Genomic DNA, 15,514 nt, shown 5'->3' on the forward strand with positions numbered 1-15,514 from the left:
TGAAAACAGAAGATTACTTATTTTCTTTCCACAGATTCGCAAAACTGATAAAATCCAGCACGCTTAGCTCTTCCGCTCTTTTGTCTAAAAATTCGTGTGTTTTCAACGCGTCGGGAATTTCCAGAACCTTCAGGGAATTTGAAAGTTTTTTTCTTCTCTGGTTAAATCCAGCCTTTACGATCTGCTTAAAAAGAACCTCGTTTCCGGCAAGGCCTTCTTTCGGATTTCGGGTTAGCCTGATCACTCCGGATTTCACCTTCGGAGGTGGATTAAACACATTTTCATGAACCGTAAACAGGTAAAAGACATCATAGTACGCCTGGATCAGCACAGAAAGAATACCGTAATCTTTAGTTCTTGGTACTGCTGCCGTTCTTTCAGCAACTTCTTTCTGAAACATTCCCACCATTTCAGGAACCTGCCCATAGTAATCAATGATCTTAAAAAGGATCTGTGAAGAAATGTTGTATGGGAAGTTACCAATGATGGCGATTTGTTCACCATTGATAAAATTAAAATCCTGCTTCAGGAAATCTCCCACAAAAGTATCCTCTGTGACCTTTGAATAATTCTTTTTAAGGTATTCAATAGATTCTGTATCGATCTCTGCAAGGTAGATGTTTTGGTCCTTTTCAAGCAGATATTTAGTAAGGACTCCCATTCCGGGACCTACTTCCATGACATTTTTATAGTCTTCATAGCTAAGACCTTCCACGATTTTTCTCGCGATGTTTTCATCTGTCAGAAAGTGCTGTCCAAGATGTTTTTTTGCTTTTACACTCAAAGTTTTTTATGATTTTATTAACAATGATTTTCTTTATTTCGTCCCAAATTTCGGAAGATTTTTTCTATTTTAGCCAAAAATTTTAATATTAATGGCTAAATCTGTAGATGAATTTAATAAGAAAAGGCTTCGGTCCAGCAATATTACTGTAGTAATAAGTATTGCCTTAGTGTTATTTTTGTTAGGACTAATGGGGCTTATTTTGATTAATGCCCAAAAATATTCTGACTATATCAAAGAACAACTGGTAGTAAATGCTTATTTTGATGAAAATTATGATGCTAAAGACTCCGTAAAAATTGCAAAACTAGAAGAAGAAACTTTTAAAAAGGTACAGACATTAGCTCCTGTGAAAAAAGCGACTTATATCTCAAGAGATATGGCTGCCAAAGAAGCCAAAAAAACAATGGGGATAGATAGTGATGCGCTTTTTGAAGAAAATATTTTCCCTTCCTCTATCGAAGTGGCTTTAAAACCGGAATATGTAGACCCTGCAAAAATAGATGGAGCGATTAAAATAATCAAATCCGTTCCCGGTATTGTAGACGTTAAGAATGACAGTACCTTGATGGTGGATGTTTATAATAACCTGAGCAGAATTCTGAAATGGATCTTAGGGTTTTCTATTCTTTTCCTTGTATTGGCTGTAGTTCTTATCAACAACTCTATCAGGCTGAAAATATTCTCTAAAAGATTTATCATCAAAACCATGCAGCTTGTAGGGGCAAAAAGAAGATTTATCCTTAAGCCGTTTATCATAGAAGCTATTGTTTTAGGCGCTATTGGATCTGCATTGGGTCTGCTGGCATTGGGTGGAGTATGGTATTACTTTACAAACCAGATAGGTTCAGCCTTTGTACAGGACAACAATCAGTATTTCTGGCTGGTTATCTTAGTGCTGGGAGTGGGGATTTTTATTTCCGTTTTAAGTACTATTTTCGCTACTTGGAGATTCCTAAAATCAAACGTTGACGATCTATATTACTCTTAATAATGAGCAAAAAAACAAATAAATTTTCCGCTTCAGAGTTTGGAAAAGACACTGAATTACAACAGGAAAACACTTTTTATTTCGGACAGCAGAACTTTAAGTGGATGCTGATAGGGCTTGCGTTTATCATCGTAGGATTTCTTCTGATGATGGGACCGGATGCCAATACAGTAGATGGTAAATTTGATCCCGACTCCTGGAATGATGGTATTTTTTCCGTACGCAGGATCAGAATTGCCCCTCTGTTCGTAGTGATAGGCTTTGTCATAGAAGTTTATGCTATTTTAAAAAGAAAATAAACCTAACTTTTATTTAAAGATTAAGAGATTGAGGGATTTAGACGTTTTCTAAATTTCACGATCTCTTCATCATTTAATCATCAATATATTATGGATCTATTTAAGGCAATCATTATTGCGATTATCGAAGGACTTACAGAGTACCTTCCTATTTCGTCCACAGCACATATGGGTTTCACAGCAAGCCTGATGGGAATGCAGGATGATGAATTTCTGAAAATGTTTCAGGTATCCATCCAGTTTGGAGCTATACTTTCCGTTGTGGTAGCGTACTGGAAAAAATTCTTTGATCTGAAAAATCTCCAGTTTTATTATAAACTTGCTTTTGCAGTAGTTCCTGCATTGGTTTTAGGATATTTATTTGATGATAAGATAGAAGCCATTCTTGGGAATCAAATTGCTATTTCCTCAGTTCTTGTATTGGGTGGGGTAGTTTTGCTTTTTGCAGACCAATGGTTCAAGAATCCAAGAATAGATGATGAAAAGGGAATTACCATAAAAAAGGCCATTACAATAGGTTTTTGGCAGTGTCTGGCAATGATGCCGGGAACGAGCCGTAGTGCAGCTTCCATTATCGGGGGAATGACACAAGGGCTTACGAGAAAAGCGGCTGCAGAATTTTCATTCTTTCTGGCCGTTCCTACTATGCTGGCAGTGACAGTATATTCTGTTTTCCTGAAAACATGGGGTAAGGAAACTGCTCATCCTCAGAAAGGATATGAAATGATCATGGCATCTCAGGATCACATCATTATTTTTGTAGTGGGAAATATTGTGGCCTTTATTGTAGCGCTTATTGCGATCAAAGCATTCATCGGAGTGCTCAATAAATATGGTTTCAGACCTTGGGGTTGGTACCGTATCTTTGTTGGTATTGCTCTGTTGATCTATTTTTATTTCTTTAAATAAATATATGAAGATCAATAGTTTAATTATATTAGCTTTTTCCAGCTTAATTATTTCCTGTACGCCTGCTCATACATTGTTTGTAAAAAATAATACACAGGAAAGGATAGAGTTTTTTGTTGAATTAAAAGAAAAAGTTCCAATCGGGGACCTGGTGATCTGTAAAGAGCTGGTACCGGATGAAAAACTGGATCATAAGGCATTTATAGAATATGATAAGGAAGGAAAATGTTATCAGCAGAAAATTACTGCCGTTAGTAAAACCAGCTATAAATTTAATTTACCTGAGCATTACACAGTGAACATTGTACCCAATAATTCTGTATATCCATTTCACAATATATATTATTTCACAGGCGATAAAAAGTGTTTTATCAATGTTGAAAATGGCCCTGAATGCAAACAGAAAGTCAATAAGTTGCCAAGCTTAGTAAGTATCACAGAAATTTTAGAATAATGACAGCTGAAGAACTGCAATCAGGCTACGTGTTTTTATTGGATAAGCCTTTGGACTGGACTTCTTTCCAGGCGGTCAACAAAATGAAATATAAGCTCAAAAGAGAGTTTAATCTTCCCAAGAAATTTAAAATAGGGCATGCCGGAACTTTAGATCCAAGAGCAACAGGACTGCTTGTTGTCTGCTGTGGAAAATTTACCAAGAAAATTCCTGAGATTCAGGATGCTCCCAAAGAATACTGGACAGAGATTAAAATAGGTGTACAGACGGAATCCTATGACACCGAAAAGCCGGAAATCCTTCAACAAGACATTACCCACATTTCGGACGATCAGCTCAGGGAAGCCCTTGAAAAATTCGTTGGCGAAATAGAGCAGAAACCACCGGTATATTCAGCCATAAAAATAGATGGTCAAAGAGCTTATAATTTGGCAAGAGCCGGAGAGGAAGTGGAAATGAAATCCAGAAAAACCACTATTTTCTATCTTCAGGATATTAAAATTGAGCTCCCTTTAGTTAGTTTTACCGTAGGCTGTTCTAAAGGGACATACATCAGAAGTCTGGCCCATGACATTGGGCAGGAACTGGGAGTCGGAGCTTATCTGACCCAGCTTAGACGTACCAAGATTGGTGATTACACTATTGAAAATGCAACGGCTGACTTTTTGGAGAATGAATACAGATTTGAAAATTTATAATTAAAATCGTATTTTTACTGATACTGGCAGTGAAAATTATACAGGTTACGGAGAAGACTAATGGAAAAAACACGTATCAATAAATATTTATCAGAAGTAGGCTACTGTTCGAGGAGAGCCGCAGATAAACTTTTGGAAGAAGGAAGAATAATGATTAACGGAAAGATTCCTGAACTGGGAACAAAAGTTTCCGATGAAGATGTTGTGGAAGTAGACGGAAAACCAATCCGTGAGACGGACGAAAAGCCTGTTTATATCGCCTTTAATAAACCTTTGGGGATTGTCTGCACCACAGATACCAAACGCGAAAAAAACAATATCATTGACTATATCAGCCATCCAAAAAGAATTTTTCCAATCGGAAGGCTGGATAAGCCAAGTGAAGGACTGATCCTGCTGACCAGCGATGGTGATATTGTAAACAAGATCCTTCGGGCAAGAAACAACCATGAAAAGGAATATATTGTACGTGTTGACAGACCGTTATCACCCAAATTTCTTGAAAAAATGAGAAATGGAGTTCCTATCCTGGACACCGTTACAAAGAAATGTGAAGTAGAAAGAATCGATGATATGACTTTCCGTATCATTCTTACGCAGGGCCTAAACAGACAGATCCGCAGAATGTGTGAATATCTTGGCTACGAAGTAAAAAAACTGAAACGTATCCGTATCATGAACATCAAGCTTGATATTCCGGTTGGGAAATGGCGTGACCTTACGGAAGAGGAACTTAGCTCCCTTAACCATCTCCTTTCTGATTCTACCAAAACAATCAATTAAGATTATAAAATTAATAATAAGAGACTGAGCAGGAATATTTTCCTGCTTACTTTTTTATATCTGCTTTATCAAACAAATAAGTACTTCCATTTCCAAGTATCCGTCTGAATAAAGTAATAAAAAATTATTTAAAATATTGTTTTATAATATTCATACATTGGTGTAATATTTTCGGTTTATTAGTGAAAATATATTATATTTATAATAGAAACTACTAAAAACCTGAAAACCATGAATTTAAAATTTAGTCCACTTTATTTTATTATTATTTTAATAGCATTTTCTAATTGCCAAAACGATAATCATAATTCGGATCTCCCGCACGATACTTCTTTTTACATTGACTATAGAAGCCTGAAAGGATCCCCAGATGGGATAGCTGTCATTGAACTCGATCCTGAAGCCCCAAATTTTGGACATATTAGCAGCAAACTTGAATTAGGCGTAGGTGTCCTGCCTCATCATCTTTATTATAATCAGAACGCAAACAAACTATTCACCACTGCTTTGGGAGGAAGCTATCTTTATCAGATAAAAACGGAAAAAGACAAAAACGGACAGCCGGTATTAGTTAATGCAACCCCTATTGATACAGGTGAGAACACGGTAGGAGAAAATTTGTTTTTTACTAATGACGGAAGATATTTTATGACTTTTATGGGAGGGGCAGGAGGACCAAAAGATGGTAGTATAGGTGTTTTTAATGCAAATAACAACCAGCTTATCAAAACTATTAAAGCGCCGATTCAAACCAATCCAAATCAATTTATTATGTACCCGCATGGCATTTCTGTTAATGAGGAAAAAGGATTGATGATGGTTACCTCAACCATTCACCCGGATCTTACTACCGGCATGGGAAACACTTGTACTTTATTAGATCTAAATACCTATGAATTAAAAGAGACCTATCTGGTAGCAGACTCACAAACGGACATGTCCAGTCCTGTTGAGGTTTTGTTATTACGCGGTAAATTTCCGCAATATGCCCTTGCAACAACAATGCTAGGCGGTGATATCTGGATTGCTCCATACAATGCCACAACTAAAAAATATGATGCCTTTAGTAAAATATTTGACGGAAGTACACAAGGATTAGGCTGGACCCTCGAAATGTACATTGATGACAACAGCAGGCTCTATGTAAGTTTTGCAGATCCTGGAAAGGTTTTGGTCTTTGATATAAGTAATCTTCCTCAATTAAAACTTTTAAAAACCCTTACTGCAGATAAAGGCGCCCATCATATGGTTTTCTTTAAAACCAAAAAGGGAAAAGAAGTGGTAGCAGTACAAAATAACCTGTTGGATATTCCGAACTTAAATTCCGGCACCATTAGTGTCATTGAAATAGAGACAGGGAAAACGTTAGGTACGATCGATTTACGCGCCAAATACGGAATACTGCCTGAATCAATTGAAGGAACCAATGGTCCCAGCAGCTACATGCATCACTAAAATATGAAACTCTGTCTCAGATTAGAAATTATCCAAAATATATGTTTGGGTAGTTTTTACTGCATGACTTTCTGTTATTTTAAATATAATTTCATTCTTGCCTCATATTCAGGCTTTAATTTTAAAAGCTTCAGGATTTTCGTATCATCATGGTAGGTAGTCCGGTAGAATATAATCTTATCAGCAGAATATTTGAAGTAGGGATGATCTTTCAGCCATTCTTCAGGAGCGTCTGTCAAAGTATATTTAGGAACATTTGAAACATCCAGCGGAGCAATAGAAATTAATTTTTGAACCAAATCTTTATTAATATTGTAGGTGTCTAGAATTTGTTGTTTATTGACAAAACCCCTCAGTTTTTTTCTAAATCCGATCATCGATCCGGCACTTTTCTCATCTAATCCAAATTCCAGTAACTGCTTGAATGTGATCATATTTAAATCAATTTTTGAAAAATCAGTTTCCTGTTTTTGAACCTGATTCGTACTCGTATTAAGTTTGATGTAAGGACTTAATTCTTGGAACTTTTCAGGAGAAATAACAAAACATTTCTTTATATCTTCGAGTGATTTGAAGCTTCCTCTGAGATTCCTATCTCTGTAATTGACAATTGTATTCGCCTGTTTTTCAGAAAAGCCTAAACCTTTCCATCCATCCAGATCTAAAGTATTGGGATCAAATGAATGGTATTGAACAGTAGATTTTATGGCGTACTGATTGCCGGACTTTCTAAAATTATCAGGTGTTTTTACCGGGAGCAGGATATAAGGCTCAAGCCTGCTGTAAGTTTCCGAAGAAATAATAAAACATTCTTTAAACTTTTCCTTACTGACAAAGCTTCCGCCTAAATAATTCCTGTATTTCAAAATAGCTTCCGCTTGTTTTTCAGTGAAACCCATGTTCATCCATTCAGCAGCAGAAAGCCGATCCGGGTTAAATTTTCCGGAAACCGTAATCACTTTCTTTTCATAGCTTTTAAATTTATCAAATCCGGATTTGGATCTGACTTCCGGAAGCATTATAAAAGATTGAAGCGCTGTGAATTTCTCTGGAGAAACAGCATAACACTTTTTGAATTGCTCTTTGGACATAAACTGTCCCCCGATCATTTTTTTATAATTAAGAATAGTAGATGCTTGCTTTTCAGAAAATCCTAAGCTTTGCCATTGCTTACTGTCTAATACATTAGGATCGAAATCAGTCAGGTTTATGGGAACCGAATGTTCCGTAATAAATTTGACTTCCGGGAAACGTTCTTTTCCCCGGCTTGTATACTTCTGAAAGGCCAATAGGCCAATCAATAAGATGCCCATAAAGGCCAGTTTCTGGTAATAGTTTTTTCTCATCATAAGGTAAACTTATTAATAATAATAAACCGAAGCAATGATGGAAAGCAGAATGGATCCTTTTATACAACAAATTCATTCAAATGATTTTTAAATTACATTTAAATGCTGTTTATATAGAATTATTTGAAGAAATAGCGGTGAATATTTGTTATTAAAATAAAAAATCTCTTTAAAGACGTTATTTATGGGAATATGATTATTCAGAATCCCTGTCTGCAAGAGAAGATTTCAGTTTCTGAAGTTCAGCTTTGATAAATTCAAGACGGTCAATAATGGTAACTGTTTCAGAAATTTTACTGTTGGTGGTTAAAGCAATCCTTGCTCCATCCAGTGTATATCCCTTTTCCTTTACCAGATGGTAGATCATCTGCAGGTTTTTAATATCCTCAGGAGTGAAATAGCGGTTACCTTTTTTATTCTTTTTAGGCTTAATGATTGGGAATTCCTGTTCCCAATAACGTATTAGTGAAGTGTTTACGTCAAATGCTTTGGCGACTTCTCCTATTGAATAATACAGTTTATCGGGCAGATTTATCTTCATTTTATGAATCCTAAAAGCCAAAGATAAAAATTTTTTAAACTCTGATGCAAATATGTGAAGGTAATATCTCTGTAAATGTTTTGTATAACGAAGATTTGTTGGATTTTTTAGATTTTTGGATCCATCATCGAAAAATTATAAGGGCATAGAATTCTTGATTACCTATTGTAATTTTATTTTTGGGATACACCTTATTTACAAAGGCAAGTTTGCGTTTTCTCTCTTTTTATAGTACTTTTATACCATAACTACGATCTCTTTACCCAAGTAATGAATTCCATTTCTGTTCTTCATATTGAACTTTTCCAGTCTGGCAGGAACACCTCAGATTTTTATTTCAATACCATGAAAGAACATTTGGTTGTAGGACACCGTCATATAGAAAAACCGCACCGGCATGATTTTTATGCTGCTGTTCTTTTCACAAAAGGAAAAGGTATCCATGAGATCGATTTTCAGAAATATGAAGTTTCAAGGGGAAGTCTTTTCTTTCTGTCGCCCGGACAGATTCACAGTTGGGAGCTTTCACACGATATTGATGGGTATATTTTTTTCTGTTCACAGGAGTTTTATGAAATGCATTATGTAAGTCAGAAGCTCCGGAATTTTCCTTTTTTCGGTTCTGTTTCTTTTCCCAGAAAATTGCAGCTGGATGCAGGTGAGTTCATAAAAAATAACAGTTTGTTTCAGGAGCTTGGTAAAGAGCATCAGATCCAGAATGTGATGAAAGAAGGATTAATCCTTTCATTAATGTCACAGATTTTCATCAATACTGCCAGGTTATTTTCAAAAAATATCGATATCCGGTCTTCTTCCGCCAGTATTTCCTATTTTAAACATTACCAGGATTTTGAAAATCTGATCGAGCAGCATTTTACCACCCAAAAATCTATTTCGTATTACGCATCTTTGCTTGGAATGACTCCAAAACACCTCAACAGGATCGCTCAAACCGTTGTTCAGAAAACAGCAACCGATGTTATTACCGAAAGAGTAGTACTGGAAGCCAAAAGAATGCTGATGTACCTTGATGAAAGTCTTGTGGAAATTGCATTCAGGCTCGGGTATGAAGAATATTCCTATTTTGTAAGAGTATTCCGGAAAAGTTCCGGAATGACTCCCACTCAGTTTATGAGAAAATATAAGGTTTAAAAATTTAAAGAAAGAAGATGAAAGTTATTGAAGCCCAATATCTCTTGTCTCACATCTCACATCTGATATCTAAAATCTTGATTCTTGGTTCTTGTCTCTTGATTCTCCTTTACAACATAAGCTTAAAAGGTCCTTCAAACGTCGTATCAAATGAATCCAGTAGCTCCCCTTTTTCATCAAAGACGCCAATCACCATGTTCTGCTTGGAAAACTTAATATCTTCTTCAGGGAACGTGATATTAATATTTCCTTTCAGAATCTCGTCACCTTTTAATATGATCTTTTTTGGACCGAAATAAGTGATCTCAGCATTGGCGGGAGTCATTACTTTAATCGTCAGGATCTTTTTCTCGTTGGATTTATTTAACAGCGTATAAATAAAAGTATTGGTGATTTTTCCGTCTTTAATAAAGAATGTAGAGCCGGCGGGCTTGATGAATTTGGCTTCCATAGATCCGCGGTCATACATTAAGAATCCTAAAAAGCCAATCAGCAGGGCAAGAAATACCGTTGTCGCTTTCATTCTTGAGGTAAATCTGAATGTTTCCTGGTTTTCAATTTCTGCTTCTGTAGCATAGCGAACCAGTCCTTTTGGAAGTCCTACTTTCTCCATCACTTCATCACAGGCATCAATACAGGCCGTGCAGTTCACACATTCCAGCTGCTGACCGTTTCTGATGTCAATACCTGTAGGACACACCACTACACACTGATGACAGTCAATACAATCTCCTTTCCCTAACGCTTTCCGGTCTTCATTATTCCGCCATTTAGAGCGGTTTTCTCCTCTTTTAAAATCATAATAAACATTGATGGTTTGTTTATCGATCAATACTCCCTGCAGCCTTCCGTATGGGCATATCAACGTACACACCTGCTCACGAAGCCATGCAAAAACAAAGTAAAAGGCTAAAGTGAAAAATATCATGGTAATGAATTTCAGGGGATGTTCCTGAGGTCCTTCACTCATAATCAGGAATACCTCCTGATAGCCAACGATATACATAAACATGAAATGAGCAATAATCATTGAAATTAAGGCAAAAACAGACCATTTCAATAGTCTTTTTCTTATTTTTTCGGCATCCCATTCCTGTCTGTCCAGCTTCATTTGCTTATTCCGGTCTCCTTCAATCCAGTATTCAATTTTCCGGAAAACCATTTCCATAAAAAGGGTCTGCGGGCAAAACCAACCACAGAATATCCTTCCGAAAACCACCGTAAAAAGCATCACGAAAATTACAGAAGTGACTGCTCCCAACGCAAGAATAAAGAAATCTTGAAGATAAAAAGGCTGTCCGAGGATAAAAAACTTTCTGTCGATCACATTAATCAGAAGAAAAGGATTACCGTTAATTTTAACGAATGGAAGCCCGAAAAATATAGCAAGCATTATATAACTCGCATAATTTCTGTAGTTTGTGTATTTTCCTTTTGGTTTTCGTGGAAAGACCCATTTTCTTTTTCCGGAATCGTCCATAGTTCCCACGGAATTTCTGAACGTATCATTTTCGATCTCTACAAATTTGCTGCTGCCTGATTCTGCACTCATTACGGTACTTTTGTTAAGTTAAAAAGTATTAAGGTGATATTTGAGACTGGATCAAGCTGCTTTTCAGTCAGTTTAAAAAAGAAAAAATAGAGCTGATCTTACCTTTGCAAAGGTCTGCAATAAACTTTTTTAGAACTAATATGATCTACTTCCATAATAGTACAATTAAGACATATTGTGTTTTAATTTTTATTGTATCAAAAAGAGAATATATGTTTGAATCTTTTAATTGATATTGTAACTTGCGTTCACTAAAAAAATGAGGAATGAAAAATATCTCTAAAATATCTCTGGTTGGTTTGGTTTTAGCATTGGTAAACTGCCAATCAGTAAATTACAGCAAAATGTTTTATGAAGATGTACAACCGGAAAAGGTTTCGGATCAGTTCAGTTTTACAGAGGGACCGTCTTCGGATAAGCAGGGGAATGTTTATTTCACCGACCAGCCTAATGATAAGATCTACTACTGGGACTGGAAAACGAATAAGGTAATAGAGTTTTTAGAAAAAACAGGGCGGGCCAATGGGACCCATTTTGATAAAGACGGAAACCTGATCACCTGTTCCGACGATCAGGGAGAGATCTGGAAAATTTCAAAAGATAAGAAAGTAGAAGTCATCCTGAAAGGTTTTGAAGGAAAAAGACTGAATGGTCCCAATGATGTCTGGAATGATTCATCCGGGGGAATGTATTTTACAGATCCTTTGTATGAAAGAGATTACTGGGTAGACTTTAAACAGGAAATTCCACACAAAAGTCTTTATTACAGAACAAAAGAAGGAAAGATCATTAAGCTTGAAACCTTTACCCAACCGAACGGAATAGTGGGAAGCGAAAAATTTAAAGAACTTTATATTTCAGATATTGATGCAGGAAAAACCTATGTTTATGATATTCTGAGTGAAGGAAAGCTGTCCGAAAAAAGACTGTTCTGTGAAATGGGCTCAGACGGAATGACGCTGGATAAACATGGAAACCTTTATTTAACCGGCAAAGGTGTGCATGTTTTCAACCGGAAAGGAAAGAAAATATATCATATTCCAATTCCTGAAGAATGGACTTCCAATGTCACTTTTGGGGGGGAGAATAATGATGTTTTATTTATTACAGCTTCGAAATCGGTTTATATTTTGCCAACCAGAGTAAGAGGAACAAAATAATACTATTTGCAGATTTGCAATGATTATAAAATAAAATATAAGCCCGATCAGGGCTTATATTTTATCTTTAAAGTTACTATTCTTAATAAGCAACCTCCATTTTTACCTTTTTGCCTTTCAGTTTTTCGTGGCTCAATCTTTTTAAAACATCATTCACTCTGTTTCTTGCAACGGCAACATAAGAAGTCGTATCTTTTACTTCTATCAAGCCAAGTTCTTCCTTTTGAAGATCACCTTTTTTAAGTAAATAGCCTACAATATCCACTTTATTGACCTTATCTTTTTTTCCTGCACTGATATAGATCGTCTGGAAAGGAGTTTTTGCCGGTACTTTAGTAAAGCCACTCACATTTTCCTCGGGAGTATCTTTTTTAATGAACGGAAAATTTTCGTCTTCCGTCATAATCAGATAGGCAAAACCTTTAGCATTCATTCTCGCAGTACGGCCGTTTCTGTGAATAAATGCATCTTCTTTTGGAGGAAGCTGGTAATGAACAATGGATTCCACCTCAGGCACATCCAGACCTCGTGAAGCCAGATCAGTAGTAATCAAAATCCTCGCTGAATCATTTCTGAATTTCAGCAAAGCACGTTCTCTTTCATCCTGTTCCATCCCGCCATGGAATGTTTCCCTATCGATTCCTTTTTCTTTTAAAAGCTCAGAAATACGGTCTACCGCTTCCCGGTGGTTGCAAAAGATCAATGTTCTCTTATTTCCTATTTTACAGATTAAATGAAACAGGGTGTCCAGCTTTTCTTCAGAAATGGTCATTACTTTTCTGAGCTGAATATCCGGCTTTACCTCACTTAATTTTAGAAAATCAATGATCTTTTCGTTTTTTAAGCCTGTAAACTTCGGAATTTCATCCATGGCTGTTGCAGAAGTCAGAATCCTCTGGGAAAGACCGCTTAATGAACCGGAAATATATTCCATGTCTTCATGAAAACCCAGTTCCAAAGCTTTGTCAAATTCATCCAGAACCAATGTCTTAATTGTTTTAGGATCGAAATTATTATTTCTTAAATGATAAACCACTCTTCCGGGCGTTCCAATAAGAACCGCCGGAGCTTCAATTAAATTATTGACCTCAATTTTTTTATCATGCCCACCATAGCAGACAGAAACTTTAAAATCGGTTCCCATCGATTTGAAAACCTGCTCAATCTGGAGTGCCAATTCTCTTGCAGGAACTAAAATCAATGCCTGAATTCCTGAAGCTTCTTTTTTCAGATTTCTAAGAACCGGAAATAAAAAAGCCAGTGTTTTCCCTGAACCGGTAGGAGAGAGCAAAACAACATCAGTATTGTTTTCCGTAGTTTTATAGGTAGATTTCTGCATCTGATTCATATCCTGAATCTGCAGTTTTTCGTAAAGGGGTTCTAATTGCATGTTGCAAAGATAATTGATTTTGTTCATTTTTATTTATTCGAATTATGGAAAGCCGTAATATACTGATGTCACATGGTGATAAATTTGAACTCATAAATTAATCACTATGAAACTATACCAAACCTTAGAATCACAGCTTAAAAAAGAACCCAATTACGTCTCCGATAATGATGAAGTTAAAAAATGGGTGGTACTGAATAAAGCACAGAATTTTGATGAAGAACTCATTGGATTGTTATTGGATGATTCAGATTTGAAAGAGAAATTTTTTATCAATATAAAAGATGTCTTGATATTCAATCAAAATCTTTTTATACATTTTCTTGAACAGAAAAATTATCTCAACGACAGCTATACTCAATTTAAGAATAAAGTTGGTTTGTCAGTTGATGGCAAATATCTGAAACAACGGAATGAAGTGGCTTTGGTCTGGCCGTTCAAAGATTGTATTTTGGAGGGCGGACAAAGCCGTGAAGAGGATAAAAGAGAAGAAATCTTCTTTAATGAAACTTTGGCGCAGGATGAAATAACTCAATTACTTGATCCAAAAGTTCTGACAAATGCCAAAAAGTTTGATCAGGCTGGTGAAAAGAGTTTTGACCAATTCAATCGCAACGAAAACGGAACCATTACCGATAATTTGATTATTAAAGGAAATAATCTTCTCGCATTGCATTCCTTAAAGAAAGAATTTGCTGGAAAAGTGAAACTGATTTATATCGATCCGCCTTATAATACTGGAAATGATGGATTTAAATATAATGATAGTTTTAATCATTCGACTTGGTTGACTTTTATGAGGAATAGATTAAATGCTGCAAAAGATTTGTTAAGTGATGATGGGGTTATTTTTGTTCAATGTGATGATAATGAGCAGGCTTATCTTAAAATTTTAATGGATGAAATTTTTGTCAGAGATAATTTTATCAGCAATATAGTTTGGAAAGGAAGAGGAGGAAGACAGGATAGTAAGTTTATAGCACAAATTCATGAAACAATTGTTTCTTTTTCAAAGAATATTTCAAGATTGGAACTTTTTAAAGTTACAATTGAAGATAATTCTAAATATTCCTTACAAGATGAAAAAGGAAAGTATAAAGTTCAATTAATTAGAAAATGGGGAAGTAATAGCAGAAGAATTGATAGACCTAATTTATATTATGGTATAAATTTTAGAGATGAAATTATTTTTCCTGTTCTTCCAGATGGAACAGATGGTTGTTGGAGATGGAGTGAGGTTAAACTTAAAAAAGCAATTGAAAATAATGAAGTGATATTTGTTGAAAAAGAAGGCAGAAAGGAGTTGTATGAAAAAATATATGAAAGAGATGGAACAAAACAAGTGGTTTTTAATTCGTGGATTGAAGAATCTTTTTCTGGTCAAGGAGCTAAAACTCTTCAGAACTTATTTAACAAAAAAGTATTTGACTATCCTAAACCAGAGCAATTAATTGAAAAAATTATAGAAATTTCTACTTTAGAAAATGATATTGTTTTAGATTATCATCTCGGAAGCGGAACAACTGCAACAACAGCCCATAAAATGAATAGACAATATATCGGGATTGAGCAAATGGATTATATAGAAACCGTACCTATTGAGCGTTTAAAAAAAGTAATCGATGGTGAACAAGGCGGCATTTCCAAATCCGTCAACTGGCAAGGCGGCGGCTCATTCATTTACCTCGAACTCAAAAAATACAACCAAACTTTCATCGAGAAAATTGAAGAAGCTGAAAATTCTGAAAGTCTTCTGCAAATCTGGGAAGAAATGAAAACCAAATCCTTTCTGAATTACAACATTGATATCAAAAAGCAAGAAGAACACTTGGAAGATTTTAAAGCTTTACATCTGAATGAACAAAAACAGCATCTCTGCGAACTGCTCAATAAAAATCAGCTGTATGTGAATCTGTCTTCACTTAATGACGAAAATTTTGAGTGTACGCCGGAAGAAAAGAAACTAACTAAAGATTTTTACCAACTTAAAAATTAAC

Annotated in this window: 15 protein-coding genes; 10 read left to right on the plus strand and 5 right to left on the minus strand. The window is 35.7% G+C overall.

The features are described 5' to 3' along the window. Nucleotides 1–13: 13 nt before the first annotated feature. Nucleotides 14–784 carry a 16S rRNA (adenine(1518)-N(6)/adenine(1519)-N(6))-dimethyltransferase RsmA gene (rsmA, locus tag QF044_RS03335; protein WP_307263623.1) on the minus strand — a complete coding sequence of 257 codons (771 nt, stop codon included), beginning with the start codon at nucleotides 782–784 and terminating at the stop codon, nucleotides 14–16. Nucleotides 785–875: 91 nt separating this feature from the next. On the opposite strand from rsmA, the gene QF044_RS03340 reads away from it, so the two are divergent. The 7 genes from QF044_RS03340 to QF044_RS03370 all read left to right on the plus strand — a co-directional run bounded on the left by QF044_RS03340 (nucleotide 876) and on the right by QF044_RS03370 (nucleotide 6,373). Beyond that, entirely contained in the window at nucleotides 876–1,775 is a 900-nt protein-coding gene (locus tag QF044_RS03340) for an ABC transporter permease (RefSeq protein ID WP_307263625.1), read from the plus strand. Nucleotides 1,776–1,777: 2 nt separating this feature from the next. Beyond that, nucleotides 1,778–2,074: a DUF3098 domain-containing protein gene (locus QF044_RS03345; protein WP_307263628.1), complete on the plus strand. Its 297-nt coding sequence runs from the start codon at nucleotides 1,778–1,780 to the stop codon at nucleotides 2,072–2,074. Nucleotides 2,075–2,164: 90 nt separating this feature from the next. Further along, nucleotides 2,165–2,983 carry an undecaprenyl-diphosphate phosphatase gene (locus QF044_RS03350; protein ID WP_307263630.1) on the plus strand — a complete coding sequence of 273 codons (819 nt, stop codon included), beginning with the start codon at nucleotides 2,165–2,167 and terminating at the stop codon, nucleotides 2,981–2,983. A 4-nt stretch (nucleotides 2,984–2,987) separates the two neighbouring features. Further along, nucleotides 2,988–3,437, plus strand: coding sequence for a hypothetical protein (locus tag QF044_RS03355; RefSeq protein ID WP_307263633.1), 450 nt, complete (start codon nucleotides 2,988–2,990; stop codon nucleotides 3,435–3,437). Further along, the gene (truB, locus tag QF044_RS03360; RefSeq protein WP_307263635.1) at nucleotides 3,437–4,135 is read left to right on the plus strand and encodes a tRNA pseudouridine(55) synthase TruB; all 699 of its coding nucleotides are present in this window, start codon (nucleotides 3,437–3,439) and stop codon (nucleotides 4,133–4,135) included. Before QF044_RS03355 ends, truB begins: the two co-directional genes overlap by 1 nt. A 60-nt stretch (nucleotides 4,136–4,195) precedes the next feature. Next, the gene (rluF, locus tag QF044_RS03365) at nucleotides 4,196–4,918 is read left to right on the plus strand and encodes a 23S rRNA pseudouridine(2604) synthase RluF (protein ID WP_307263637.1); all 723 of its coding nucleotides are present in this window, start codon (nucleotides 4,196–4,198) and stop codon (nucleotides 4,916–4,918) included. Between the two features lie 231 nt (nucleotides 4,919–5,149). Continuing rightward, a complete protein-coding gene (locus QF044_RS03370; RefSeq protein WP_307263640.1) occupies nucleotides 5,150–6,373 on the plus strand; it encodes a hypothetical protein in 1,224 nt (407 codons plus the stop codon). 74 nt (nucleotides 6,374–6,447) lie between these two features. On the opposite strand, the gene QF044_RS03375 is transcribed toward QF044_RS03370, so the two are convergent. Then, nucleotides 6,448–7,722, minus strand: a complete 1,275-nt coding sequence (locus QF044_RS03375; protein ID WP_307263643.1) for a helix-hairpin-helix domain-containing protein — start codon at nucleotides 7,720–7,722, stop codon at nucleotides 6,448–6,450. A gap of 196 nt (nucleotides 7,723–7,918) precedes the next feature. Then, nucleotides 7,919–8,263, minus strand: coding sequence for a MerR family transcriptional regulator (locus QF044_RS03380; protein WP_307263645.1), 345 nt, complete (start codon nucleotides 8,261–8,263; stop codon nucleotides 7,919–7,921). Between the two features lie 270 nt (nucleotides 8,264–8,533). Here QF044_RS03380 and QF044_RS03385 point away from each other — a divergent pair, with 270 nt between their 5' ends. Beyond that, nucleotides 8,534–9,415 carry a helix-turn-helix transcriptional regulator gene (locus QF044_RS03385; protein ID WP_307263648.1) on the plus strand — a complete coding sequence of 294 codons (882 nt, stop codon included), beginning with the start codon at nucleotides 8,534–8,536 and terminating at the stop codon, nucleotides 9,413–9,415. Nucleotides 9,416–9,524: 109 nt separating this feature from the next. Here the strand turns inward: QF044_RS03385 and ccoG are convergent, their stop codons facing one another. Beyond that, nucleotides 9,525–10,967 (minus strand): cytochrome c oxidase accessory protein CcoG, encoded by a 1,443-nt coding sequence (gene ccoG / locus QF044_RS03390; protein ID WP_307263650.1) that lies wholly within the window; start codon nucleotides 10,965–10,967, stop codon nucleotides 9,525–9,527. A gap of 266 nt (nucleotides 10,968–11,233) precedes the next feature. On the opposite strand from ccoG, the gene QF044_RS03395 reads away from it, so the two are divergent. Beyond that, nucleotides 11,234–12,127 carry an SMP-30/gluconolactonase/LRE family protein gene (locus tag QF044_RS03395; RefSeq protein WP_307263653.1) on the plus strand — a complete coding sequence of 298 codons (894 nt, stop codon included), beginning with the start codon at nucleotides 11,234–11,236 and terminating at the stop codon, nucleotides 12,125–12,127. Nucleotides 12,128–12,209: 82 nt separating this feature from the next. On the opposite strand, the gene QF044_RS03400 is transcribed toward QF044_RS03395, so the two are convergent. Continuing rightward, on the minus strand, nucleotides 12,210–13,517 hold the full coding sequence (locus QF044_RS03400; protein ID WP_307263655.1) for a DEAD/DEAH box helicase: 1,308 nt from the start codon (nucleotides 13,515–13,517) through the stop codon (nucleotides 12,210–12,212). Between the two features lie 106 nt (nucleotides 13,518–13,623). Here QF044_RS03400 and QF044_RS03405 point away from each other — a divergent pair, with 106 nt between their 5' ends. After that, nucleotides 13,624–15,513, plus strand: a complete 1,890-nt coding sequence (locus tag QF044_RS03405; protein ID WP_307263658.1) for a site-specific DNA-methyltransferase — start codon at nucleotides 13,624–13,626, stop codon at nucleotides 15,511–15,513. The last annotated feature ends 1 nt before the right edge of the window (nucleotide 15,514 follow it).

The sequence above is a fragment of the Chryseobacterium sp. W4I1 genome (assembly GCF_030816115.1).
Classification (GTDB): Bacteria; Bacteroidota; Bacteroidia; order Flavobacteriales; family Weeksellaceae; genus Chryseobacterium.